Here is an 11,580-nt window from a genome sequence, read left to right as displayed (position 1 = left end):
CATGGAAAACGTTCTGAACGCCCTCGTCGTCCTGACCAACTACATCATCGTGCCGGCCACCGCCTATGGCTGCCAGCTGGCGCTCGGCGCGCTCGGTGCGACGCTGGTCTTCGCCATCCTGCGCTTCTCGAACTTCGCGCATGGCGAACTGATGTCCTTCGGCGCCATGCTCACTGTGCTCGTCACCTGGGCGCTGCAGTCGGCCGGCATCAGCATCGCGCCGCTGGCGACCGCCCTCCTCGCCTTGCCGATCGGCATCATCGGTGCCGCCGCCATGACGCTCGCGACCGACCGGCTGGTCTACCGCTATTACCGCCGGCAGCGCTCGCACAACGTCATCTTCATGATCGTCTCGATCGGCGTCATGTTCTTCATGGCCGGCCTGATCCGCTTCATCATCGGACCGGATGACCAGAATTTCGCCGACGGCGCACGCTTCCTCATCACCGCCGGCGAATTCAAGGCCTGGACCGGTCTGCAGGAAGGCCTGGCGATCCGCGCCTCGCAGGTCATCACGCTGGTAACCGCGATCATCTGCGTCATCCTGCTCTTCTGGTTCCTGGAGCGCACCCGCACCGGCAAGTCGATGCGCGCCTTCTCCGACAATGAAGACCTGGCGCTGCTCTCCGGCATCAATCCCGAGCGCGTCGTGACCTTTGCCTGGATTATCGCGGCCGCGCTGGCGACGATCGCCGGCACGCTTTACGGCCTCGACAAGAGCTACAAGCCCTTCGTCTTCCAGCAATTGCTGCTGCCCATCTTCGCCGCGGCCATCGTCGGCGGCTTCGGCAATCCGCTGGGCGCCATCGCCGGCGGCTTCATCGTCGCCTTTTCGGAAGTGGCCGTCACCTACTCCTACAAGAAGGTGCTGACCTATCTCGTGCCGGAAAGCTGGGCGCCCGACGGGCTCGTGCAGCTCCTGTCGACGGAATACAAGTTCGCCGTTTCCTTCATCATTCTCGTGCTGGTGCTGCTGATCAAGCCGTCCGGTATTTTCGGCGGGAGGTCGTCATGAGTTCCGCACTGCGCAACGTCGCGCTCTTTGCCCTCATGTTCCTGCTGCTGGCGGGTGACGCCTACCTGCACAGCTGGAATTCGGCGCTTTACATCCTCAACCTCTGCCTCATCTCGGCGATCATGTCGCTGGGCGTCAACATACAGTGGGGCTATGCCGGCCTCATCAACTTCGGCGTCATGGGCTTTGCAGCCCTCGGCGGCGTCGCCGCGGTGTTCGTCGCCTCCAGCCCGGTGATGGAAGCCTGGACGGCCGGCGGAACAGGCATTCTCTTCGCCGGCGTCGCACTCCTTGCGACAATCGCCGCGACGGTCTATGTCCGCAAGGCGATCGGCCGTGACAACCCCCGCTTCCGCGCCTTCGCGACCGCACTCGTCATCGCCATCGGCTATTTCGGCTCGCGTTATTTCTACGACCCTGCAGTCAGCGCCATCGAGGCCGTGAACCCGTCGGCGACGGGCTATCTCGGTGGTCTCGGCATGCCGATCCTGTTCTCGTGGATCGGCGGCGCGCTGCTGGCGGCGGGTGCTGCCTGGGTCATCGGCAAGGTGGCGCTCGGTCTGCGCGAGGACTATCTGGCGATCGCCACCCTCGGCATTTCCGAAATCCTCGTCACCATCATGCGCAACGAAGACTGGCTGACCCGCGGCGTGAAGAATGTCGTCGGTCTCCCGCGTCCGGTGCCCTATGAAGTGGATCTGCGCGGCGCGCAGTGGTTTGTCGACCTCGCGGCCCGCGTCAACATGCCGGTTGCCGACTTCGCCTCGATCTTCGTCAAGCTCTGCTATGGCGGCCTGTTCCTCGTGGTAATCGCCGTCCTGCTGCTGCTTGCCGAAACAGCCCTGAAGTCGCCTTGGGGCCGTACCATGCGGGCCGTGCGCGACAACGAGGTCGCCGCCGAAGCCATGGGCAAGGACGTCAAGCGCATTCACCTCAAGGTCTTCATCCTCGGCTCCGCGGTCATCGGCCTTGCCGGCGCGATGCTGACGACGATGGACGGCCAGTTCACGCCCGGCGCCTATCAGCCGCTCCGCTTCACCTTCCTCATATGGGTAATGGTGATTGCCGGCGGGTCCGGCAACAATTGGGGCTCCGTCCTCGGCGGCTTCCTCATCCTGTTCTTCTGGATGGAGGCCGAACCCTTCGGCGTCTGGCTGCTCGAACACCTGACCGCGCATCTCGGCCCTGACAGCCCCCTGCGCCAGCACCTAACGGACAATGCCCAGCAGATGCGCCTGGTGATGATGGGTCTGCTTCTGCTGCTCGTCATGCGCTTCCGCCCGAACGGGCTGATCCCCGAACGGCGATAACGCAACTTGGCAGCCGGTTCGCGCCGGCTGCGCTTCCAGCACCGTCAGTCGGCGGCCCGCAGCCGCACATCGACGTCCGGCAACTCTGCGGCGGCCTCGCGGTCGAGGAACCACCGCACATTGTCGTGGCCGTTCAGCGCCGAAGCCGGGCAGTCGGCGTCCGGAGCGGCATAAAGGGCGCGCGCCACGGCATCCGCCTTGGCCGGGCCGGTCGCCATGACGGCAATCTCGCGGGCGTCCAGAATGGTGGCGATCCCCATGGTCAGCGCCCGTTCCGGCACGCTTCGATCTGAAAAGAAGCCGGCATTGGCTTTCAATGTCTCCTCTTCCAGAACGACAAGCCGCGTCCTTGAGGAAAATGCAGAGCCGGGCTCGTTGAAGCCGATATGGCCGTTGCGCCCGATACCCAGCAGCTGCAGATCGATACCGCCCGCCTCGGCGATCAGTCGTTCGTAGCGTTCGCCCTCATGCTCGGGATCATGCGTCATTCCATCCGGCAGATGCGTCTTCGCCTTGTCGATGTCGACGTGATCGAACAGCAGGCGGTCCATGGTCGCCCTGTAGGAACCGGAATGGCGCGGCGAAAGGCCCTCGTATTCGTCGAGGTTGAAGCTCGTGACACCGGCGAAGCTCACGCGACCGGCCTTGTGCGCCTCGATCAACGCGGCATAGACCGGTTCCATCGTCGCGCCGGTCGCAAGACCCAGCACTATGGATGGCTTTTCATTGATGCGGGAAACGATCAGATCCGCCAGCGCCTCGGCGGCATCCTCGCTGCTTTCGAAAATCTTGTACATGGCCCTCTGTGCTCGGGGTCTTTCCGGTTCGCGAATGTAACGGCAGCGGACGCGCTCCCAACCGTCGGTCCGGTCAAATAACCGTTCGAATACAATATTAGTTCGTCAAGATGACGAATATATGAGGTGGCAAAATCTTTCGCAATAGGCGGCGAAGCCCTTTGCAACAATTATCCGCGCGGCGGAGCGGGAAGATTGATGTCGGTCGGCAGGGAATGGGGCGAGAACAAGAGGTTGTGCGTCTGCTGCAGGGCAATGGCCATCGCGCCCATGAGGATGGCCCGTTCACCAAGCCGGCTGGCCTCGATCAACGGCTTGCGCGCCGTGATCTTTTTCAGGCTCTCGCGGATCAGCGGCAACAGGATCGGCTGACGACCGATCGGCCCGCCGACGACGATCTTGCCGGGATCGGCGAAAGCCGACACCGCGACGATTGTCAGCGCCGCCAGATCGGCGACCTGGCCGACGATCGAGACCGCGGCCTTCTGACCGGCACGTGCCTGCTCGAAAAGGTTGGCGACGGTTGCGAAGGGAGAGCCGCCCTCCCGCACATAGGCCTCCAGAATGGCCTTGGTACCGAGCGCGCTTTCTAGCGTACCGCGCTTCAGGCTCTCGGGCGCGGTGGGATCTGCGCCGAACGGCAGAAAGCCGATTTCGCCGGCAGCACCGCTGGATCCGCGCATAAGCTTGCCATTGACCAGCAGACCGAGGCCGACACCGGCGCCAAGCGAGACGAAGGCAAACGTCCCGCCGCGATCGGCCTCGCCGAGCCAGGCTTCGCCGAGCGCGCCGGCATTGATGTCGTTTTCGACGGCTACGTCGCAGCCAAGCCGCTCGGACAGTGCTCCGGCTATGTCGAAGCCGCTCATGTCTTCCAGGTTCGGCGCAAGCGCCAGACGCCCGCTTTCCGGATCGATGACGCCCGGCATGGCAACGGCCGCGAACAACAGTTTCTCCGGCGCGAGCTCCGCCTTGCGGATCAAGCCCTGCAGCATGAGGTGCAGTTGTGACAGCGGTTCTTCCGGCGGGCGGGGCGTCGCCTGTTCCGCGACCTCGACAAGAACCCGTCCCGAGAGGTCGGCCAGCACCGCCCGAAGCGAAGACACGCCGAAGTCGATGCCGGCGACGTAGCCCGCATCCGGATCGATCTCATAGGTGACGGCCCGACGCCCGACGTGACCGCCGGTCTTGCCACGCTCCCTCACCCAGCCGCCCTCTTCGAGCGCCCGGATGACCTCGGACATGGTCTGCTTTGAAAGGCCGGTGATCTTGGCGAGGTCGGCGCGGGAGGTCGGCCCCTGATGCAAAAGCACGTCGATGACGGCGCGGACGGAAAACTGGCGGAGGACAGGCGGCTGACTGTCACTGATCCTCATAGTCTGCCCGCTCCTTCAGCCACGTGATCACCCCGCTCATATATCCCTTGCTGAATCTTTTATGGACGGAAATCCAAGGACGCAAGCCCGCCCCTCAGCCAATGGCGGCGTCGACGGCATCGCCGAGACGCGTGACGACGGCATCGACGGTTTCCGCGTCGATGATGAAGGGCGGCGCCAGCAGGACGTGATCGCCATTTACACCATCGATCGTCCCGCCCATCGGATACACCATCAGCCCTCTCGCCATCGCCTCGCGCTTGATGCGGCCGTTGAGCTTTAAATCCGGATCGAAGGGCGCCCCGCTGTCGCGATCCTGAACGAGTTCGATGGCCTGGAAAAGACCGCGGCCACGGATATCGCCGACATGCGGGTGCTGCCCGAAGCGCTCCTGCAATCCTGCCTGCAGATGCGCACCCATCTGCACGACATTGTCGAGCAGACGATCCCGCTGGATGACCTGCTGCACGGCGAGCGCTGCCGCCGCCGCCATCGGGTGGCCCATATAGGTGTGCCCGTGCTGGAAGAAGCCGGAGCCATGCGCGAAAGCATCGAAGATGGCGCCGCTCAGCAGGATCGCGCCGATCGGCTGATATCCGCCGCCAAGCCCCTTGGCGATCGTCATCAGGTCGGGTGAAATGCCCTCCTGCTCGCAGGCATGCAGCGTTCCCGTCCGCCCCATGCCACACATGACCTCGTCGAGGATGAGGAGCACGCCGTAGCGGTCGCAGATTTCACGAATCCGCCGGAAGTATCCTGGCATTGGCGTAACGGCGCCGGCCGTTGCGCCGACCACCGTCTCGGCGATGAAGGCGATCACCGAGCCTTCGCCCAGCTCCCGGATCTTGTCTTCGAGCTCCTGGGCCGCACGTTGACCATAGGCCTCGTCGTTTTCGCCCTCGCGCCGGTGACGATAGGCATAGCAAGGGGCAATGTGATGCGTCTCGATCAGGAGCGGGCTGAACTGCGCCCGTCGCCACGCATTGCCGCCGGCGGCAAGTGCGCCGAGCGTGTTGCCGTGATAACTCTGCCGCCGGGAGATCACATGGCGGCGCTGCGGTTCACCCTTCTCTACAAAATACTGGCGCGCCATCTTCAGCGCAGCCTCCACGGCCTCCGACCCGCCGCTGACGAGATAGACGCGATCAAGTCCTTCCGGCGCATGGGCGATCAGATGATCCGCAAGCGCTTCCGCCGGCTCGGAGGTGAAAAAGCCGGTATGCGCGTAGGCGAGCCGGTCGAGCTGGTCATGCAGGGCGGCAATCACGTCCGCGTGGCCATGGCCCAGACAGGATACCGCCGCGCCGCCGGAGGCGTCGATATAGGATTTGCCGTCGCGATCGAAGATCTCCACGCCACGCCCGCCCGTGGCGACCGGCATGACGGCATTGGCGGAGCGGTGCAGAAGATGGGTCACGACGGAAATTCCCGGTTGCACGATAGGAGATTGTGACTACGACTGTGCGGGCATCAACCGGAACTTGGCAAGGTCGGAAATGACAGAGAGCCCGCGAAATCGCACCACGATCGCCGTCGCCCCCAATGGCGGGCGCAAGACGAAGGCGGATCATCCGGCCCTGCCGCTATCCGCTGCGGAACTGGCACGCGCCGCAGCCGAATGCCTGGAGGCAGGCGCTGCGATGATCCATGTCCATGTGCGCGCTGCGGACGGTTCGCACCTGCTGGACGCCGATGCCTATCGCGAGGCGACGACGGCCATCAGGGTGGAGACCCGCGACCGCATGATCGTCCAGATCACCTCCGAGGCGTTCGGACAATATGGCCCGGCGGCTCAGCGCGCCGTCGTGCGCGAGGTCAGGCCGCAATCCGCGTCGCTGGCGCTTCGCGAACTGGTGCCGGACGACAGCGAGGAGAAGGCCTTCGCAGAGCTTCTGTCCTGGATGAAGGCCGAGCACGTCGTTCCCCAGATCATTCTCTACACGCCCGAGGAAGCCGCCCGATTGTCGGATATGATGCACAGGGGCCTTGTCCCCGGAGACGATATCCCGGTCCTCTACGTGCTCGGCCGCTATACCGAAAAGCAGATGTCGGAGCCCGCGGATCTTCTGCCCTTCCTCGCGCCCGGCTTGCCGGCGTTCGCGCACTGGAGCGTCTGCGCCTTCGGGGCGCGCGAAACCGCCTGCGTGACGGCCGCCGCCCTCCTGGGTGGCCATATGCGGGTCGGATTTGAAAACAATCTCTGGCTTCCGGATAGCTCCATGGCCGCATCGAATGCCGAGATCGTTGCGGCAACGGCAGCGGCGGTCACTGCAACTGGGCTGCAGCCTGGCGATACCACGGCCTGGCTGCCGAACGGCTGGTAGCAGACAACAAAAAAGCGCCAATCCGGCGCTTCTTCATTCACAATACGTTTTACCGGCCTTCGCCAGCCATGGAAAATCGGTCGCACCTTCCCGCCCCAGACAGGATGCCCGGGCTCAGGACGTTCTTGCGCCTCAATGCTTGAGTGCGTCTTCCGCCTCGCGAAGCGCTTCCTCGTGATACCAGCTTCCGCCGAACGCCGCATCGCATACGGCCGGCGACGGCTGCATCGCTGCCGTTTCCGTTACAGCTTCGAATTCCTTGTATCCGCCGGCCGGCTTGCGGCCGTTGCGGGGAAACTCGATGATCTTCGCCGTGTCTCTATGTGTACCTGTAGCCATCGTATCGCCTTTCTCATTGATCCAGCGCACTAGTTTTGGAGCCACACACAAATAGATTGCACAATTTTTGTTCCATTTGCAAAAAAAATAATCACAAATTGGAGTCTGAAAGAGCGAAATTAGCCCGCTTCTCGGTCATCGGCCTCAATTGGCGCCATATTTTCACCCAGTGGGATCATCCGACGCGTGGCTGGATCAGGGCTGACGGTCACGGAAACGCACGAATCCCGTAAAAAGATCCCATCTAACCACGCCAAAATGTCGCAGCGATGACGAATCAGGACCCGTCCGCAGGGCGGAAATCGGACTTGGCACGCATTATGCTTCTCTCACTGTACCCACCGGCTGCGCCCGCGCGCCAGCTGGAGGCCCGTCACACTTCGGGGTTTGCTGAAACGCAACGAGAACCTAAAGAGAGATTCGCAATGACAAAGTATAAGCTCGAGTACATCTGGCTCGACGGGTACAAGCCGGTACCGAACCTTCGCGGCAAGACGCAGATCAAGGAATTCGACACGTTCCCGTCGCTGGGCGAACTGCCGCTCTGGGGCTTCGACGGCTCCTCGACGGAACAGGCCGAAGGCCGAAGCTCCGACTGCGTGCTGAAGCCGGTCGCCGTCTACCCCGATCCGGCCCGCACCAACGGTGTGCTCGTGATGTGCGAAGTCATGATGCCCGATGGCGTCACCCCGCATCCGTCCAACTCCCGCGCTTCGATCCTCGACGACGAAGATGCATGGTTCGGCTTCGAGCAGGAATACTTCTTCTACGAAAACGGCCGTCCGCTCGGCTTCCCGGAACAGGGCTACCCCGCTCCGCAGGGTCCGTACTACACCGGCGTTGGCTACAAGAACGTCGGCTCGATCGCCCGCGAAATCGTTGAAGAGCACCTCGACCTGTGCCTCGCCGCCGGCATCAACCACGAAGGCATCAACGCCGAAGTGGCAAAGGGCCAGTGGGAATTCCAGGTATTCGGCAAGGGCTCCAAGAAGGCTGCCGACCAGATCTGGATGGCTCGCTACCTCCTGCTCCGTCTGTGCGAAAAGTACGGCATCGACATCGAATGGCACTGCAAGCCGCTCGGCGACACCGACTGGAACGGCTCGGGCATGCACTGCAACTTCTCGACCAAGTACATGCGCGAAGTTGGCGGCAAGGAATATTTCGAAGCCCTCATGGCACAGTTCGAAAAGAACCTCGACGACCACATCGCCGTCTACGGTCCGGACAACCACATGCGCCTGACCGGCAAGCACGAAACGGCTCCGTGGAACAAGTTCTCCTACGGCGTTGCCGACCGTGGCGCCTCGATCCGCGTTCCGCACTCCTTCGTCAACAACGGCTACAAGGGTTACCTTGAAGACCGTCGTCCGAACTCCCAGGGCGACCCCTATGCGATCGCTTCGCAGGTTCTGAAGACGATCTCGGAAGTTCCGCTGTCGGCATCGGCTGCAGCCTGATCGGCTGAAACGCCAAGCATTCGAACGGCGCCGGCAAATTGCCGGCGCCGTTTTAGTTTGTCGGCCATTTATCGGCTATTGCAGGCGGGACCAGCTGACCGACTTGCAGAGCAGCTTGCCAAGGACGCATCCGCGCGTGGTCATGCTGCTGGCACCGGCCGTAATGGTGATGTTGTATGTCAGGCCCCGCTTCGGGTCCGATGCCCGGCCTTCGTAGCGGCCGTCGGCCACCGGCTCGACATCCATGACCAGACGGTCACCCACCGCCTCGCCACTGGTGCCGGGCTTGATCCAGACATTGACCGCGCAGATGTCGCTGCCGCATTTCCCGATCTTCACGCGCGCCTTGCCGTCGCCTCGGGCCCAGAGGCCGTTGATGTCGCCTTCCCCGGCGTGTGCGGCGAGCGCCGGAACGAAAAGCAGCAATGCCGTGGCGGATATCATGCGCATGAAGGCCTCCTTCATATGACAACTATCCATGTCTACGCAGAAAAATGCCGCCCGGATCATTTGCGCTGCACCGCCATGAAATCCGTCCCGCCCCTTCCTGCGTATTGGTCAGTACCCGATACGAAGGAGTGCCAAGCCCATGACGCCTGTCCTGCTGATCACGATCGCGATTGGCCTTTGCGCAGCCATGACATTCGCCTGGGCCGTCCAGCGGCGAACCGGCAACAGCGGCTGGGTCGACACCATCTGGTCGGCCTCCGTCGGCTTGGCGGCACTTGCGGCCCTGGCGTTCGCCACGACGGGCGAGGCAGGACGGCAGTGGACCGCAGCCGTCCTCGTTCTTCTCTGGGCCGCCAGGCTGGCCACGCATATCGGCGGCCGCAGTGCCGGCGCCGGCGAGGATCCGCGCTACGAAGCGCTGATTAAGGAATGGGGCGACAAGGCCTCGTCCCGCCTGTTCTGGTTCCTGCAGGTGCAGGCCGCAGCCGCCTTCATCCTCGTCCTTTCCGCCCTTGCTGCAGCGACCGGCGAAGCCGCATTCCCCTCCATCGCCGATGGTCTTGCGGTCGTCGTCGCCCTGGTGGCGCTCGCCGGCGAGGCGATCTCCGACAAGCAACTTGCGCAGTTCCGCAAGGAGAATGCCGGCCGCAAGGCGATCTGCGATGTCGGACTGTGGCGCTGGTCCCGGCATCCCAATTATTTCTTCGAATGGCTTTTCTGGTGCGCATGGCCGGTCATGGCCCTCGGCAGCCACGCAGCCATTGGCCTGCCGCTGCTGCTCGCTCTTCTCGCGCCGATGCAGATGTACTGGCTGCTCGTGCATGTCTCCGGCATCCCGCCGCTCGAAGCCCATATGCTGGCATCGCGCGGTGAGCGCTTCCGCATCTATCAGTCGAAGGTCAACGCCTTCTTTCCCGGCCCCCGCCGCCACGCCACCTCCGAGGAGATCGCACAGTGACGATCATTGCCAATGCCATCAATGCCGTTGAACGCATCAATGTCCCCGACTGGCTGACAGCGGCCGGTGTCGACTTCCTCGTTGGCCGGACCAAGCGACGATTGTCGCGCACGGACGCCATCAGCGAGCAGGAGTTCGCCGATGGGATGAAGCAGTTTCCGATCGCCGTCCACACCGAAGAGGCCAACGAGCAGCACTACGAACTGCCGGCAGCCTTCTTCGCGGAGGCGCTCGGCGCCCGCAAGAAATACTCTTGCTGCTTCTATCCGACGGAAGAGACGACGCTGGACGAGGCCGAAATCGTGGCCCTCGAGGAAACGATGGCCCATGCCGACCTGCATGACGGCCAGCACATTCTCGAACTCGGCTGCGGCTGGGGGTCGCTCTCCCTCTATATGGCCGAGAGGCTGCCGAACGCCCGGATCACCTCGGTATCCAATTCGGCATCCCAGCGTGAGTTCATCGAGACGGAAGCGAGACGCCTCGGCCTGACAAACCTGACGGTCAGGACGGCCAACATGACCGAGTTCGACGCCGGCGACCGCTTCGATCGCATCGTCTCGGTGGAAATGTTCGAGCACATGTCGAACTGGCGGGCGCTCCTTGAGAAGACGCGCACCTGGCTGAAGCCGGACGGCAAGCTCTTCATCCACGTCTTCACGCACAAGGATCGCTCTTACCGTTTTGACCACACCGACAAGGCCGATTGGATCGCGCAATACTTCTTCACCGGCGGCATCATGCCGGCCCATGACCTGATCAGGCGCTTTCCCGACCTCTATTCCGTTCAGAAGGAATGGCGCTGGTCCGGGCGCAACTATGAAAAGACGGCACTGCACTGGCTGGAAAACTATGACCGCAATGACGACGCCATCCGCGCGATCCTTGCCGAGACCTACGGCAAGGATGCCGATCTCTGGCAGCGTCGCTGGCGCTTGTTCTTCCTGGCGACCGCCGGCCTCTTCGGCCATGACGAAGGCAGGACCTGGGGTGTCTCCCACTATCTGCTGACGCCGGCATGAGCGGCACAGCGAAGACCGGGCTGGATGAACTCACCGCCGCCAGCCGGTCGGTCGCCATTGTCATAGCTCTCAACAAGCCGGTCTATCCCCTCTATGTCTGGTGGCTCGCGGAGGACGCCTTCAAGGCATCGCTGGTCACGGCCGCGTCATTGCCGCTCTACGCCGCCGTCATCTATCTCTACCGGAAAAGCCCATTCGCCGGCCGCATAGGCATGGTCCTTGCCGGCACACTCGACACGCTGGCGATCACCAAGTTCTTCGGCGAGGCGAGCGGTGCATGGCTGTTCCTCGCCCCCTGCCTTCTCTTAGGATTCCTGTCGTTCTACGCGCATGAAAAATGGACCGCCCGCGCCTTGATCGGAGCCGTTTTCCTCGCCTTTGCGGTCTTCTTCGGTCGCTACGGCGCGCCGGTTTTCCCGCTGTCGACGAGCGACAGCGACACGCTCTATACCCTGAACATCTTCGGGGCGTTTTCGCTTCTTGCCTTCATCGGCCTCCGCTTCCCGATGCGGGAAGCGAAAGCCTGAGC

At 63.1% G+C, this 11,580-nt stretch carries 12 protein-coding genes; 7 read left to right on the top strand and 5 right to left on the bottom strand.

Going from position 1 to position 11,580, the window contains the following annotated elements:
- Position 1: 1 nt before the first annotated feature.
- The gene (locus NN662_RS03540; protein WP_261928932.1) at positions 2-1,015 is read left to right on the top strand and encodes a branched-chain amino acid ABC transporter permease; all 1,014 of its coding nucleotides are present in this window, start codon (positions 2-4) and stop codon (positions 1,013-1,015) included.
- Positions 1,012-2,325, top strand: a complete 1,314-nt coding sequence (locus NN662_RS03535) for a branched-chain amino acid ABC transporter permease (protein WP_261928931.1) — start codon at positions 1,012-1,014, stop codon at positions 2,323-2,325. Before NN662_RS03540 ends, NN662_RS03535 begins: the two co-directional genes overlap by 4 nt.
- Before the next feature lie 44 nt (positions 2,326-2,369).
- Here NN662_RS03535 and nagB read toward each other — a convergent pair whose 3' ends face one another.
- From nagB to NN662_RS03520, 3 genes are all read right to left on the bottom strand, one after another.
- A complete protein-coding gene (gene nagB / locus NN662_RS03530; protein WP_261928930.1) occupies positions 2,370-3,122 on the bottom strand; it encodes a glucosamine-6-phosphate deaminase in 753 nt (250 codons plus the stop codon).
- Between the two features lie 170 nt (positions 3,123-3,292).
- A complete protein-coding gene (locus NN662_RS03525; protein ID WP_261928929.1) occupies positions 3,293-4,498 on the bottom strand; it encodes an ROK family transcriptional regulator in 1,206 nt (401 codons plus the stop codon).
- A 94-nt stretch (positions 4,499-4,592) separates the two neighbouring features.
- Entirely contained in the window at positions 4,593-5,915 is a 1,323-nt protein-coding gene (locus NN662_RS03520; protein ID WP_261928928.1) for an aspartate aminotransferase family protein, read from the bottom strand.
- Positions 5,916-5,994: 79 nt separating this feature from the next.
- Between NN662_RS03520 and NN662_RS03515 the strand changes: the two genes are divergently transcribed.
- Positions 5,995-6,822: a 3-keto-5-aminohexanoate cleavage protein gene (locus tag NN662_RS03515; protein ID WP_261928927.1), complete on the top strand. Its 828-nt coding sequence runs from the start codon at positions 5,995-5,997 to the stop codon at positions 6,820-6,822.
- 132 nt (positions 6,823-6,954) lie between these two features.
- Here the strand turns inward: NN662_RS03515 and NN662_RS03510 are convergent, their stop codons facing one another.
- Positions 6,955-7,161, bottom strand: a complete 207-nt coding sequence (locus NN662_RS03510; protein ID WP_261928926.1) for a DUF2735 domain-containing protein — start codon at positions 7,159-7,161, stop codon at positions 6,955-6,957.
- 425 nt (positions 7,162-7,586) lie between these two features.
- Here NN662_RS03510 and NN662_RS03505 point away from each other — a divergent pair, with 425 nt between their 5' ends.
- Positions 7,587-8,621, top strand: a complete 1,035-nt coding sequence (locus NN662_RS03505) for a glutamine synthetase beta-grasp domain-containing protein (RefSeq protein WP_261928925.1) — start codon at positions 7,587-7,589, stop codon at positions 8,619-8,621.
- A 75-nt stretch (positions 8,622-8,696) separates the two neighbouring features.
- Here NN662_RS03505 and NN662_RS03500 read toward each other — a convergent pair whose 3' ends face one another.
- Positions 8,697-9,071, bottom strand: a complete 375-nt coding sequence (locus NN662_RS03500; protein ID WP_261928924.1) for a DUF2147 domain-containing protein — start codon at positions 9,069-9,071, stop codon at positions 8,697-8,699.
- A 139-nt stretch (positions 9,072-9,210) separates the two neighbouring features.
- Here NN662_RS03500 and NN662_RS03495 point away from each other — a divergent pair, with 139 nt between their 5' ends.
- Genes NN662_RS03495 through NN662_RS03485 form a run of 3 tightly spaced genes read left to right on the top strand, consistent with a single transcriptional unit; the run spans position 9,211 to position 11,578 of the window.
- Positions 9,211-10,029 (top strand): DUF1295 domain-containing protein, encoded by an 819-nt coding sequence (locus tag NN662_RS03495; protein ID WP_261928923.1) that lies wholly within the window; start codon positions 9,211-9,213, stop codon positions 10,027-10,029.
- Entirely contained in the window at positions 10,026-11,051 is a 1,026-nt protein-coding gene (locus NN662_RS03490) for an SAM-dependent methyltransferase (protein WP_261928922.1), read from the top strand. Before NN662_RS03495 ends, NN662_RS03490 begins: the two co-directional genes overlap by 4 nt.
- Positions 11,048-11,578, top strand: coding sequence for a hypothetical protein (locus tag NN662_RS03485; protein ID WP_261928921.1), 531 nt, complete (start codon positions 11,048-11,050; stop codon positions 11,576-11,578). The genes NN662_RS03490 and NN662_RS03485 overlap by 4 nt, the downstream gene beginning before the upstream one ends.
- The last annotated feature ends 2 nt before the right edge of the window (positions 11,579-11,580 follow it).

This window comes from Rhizobium sp. NRK18 (genome assembly GCF_024385575.1).
GTDB lineage: Bacteria > Pseudomonadota > Alphaproteobacteria > Rhizobiales > Rhizobiaceae > JANFMV01.
This window is presented reverse-complemented; position numbering and strand designations above follow the sequence as displayed.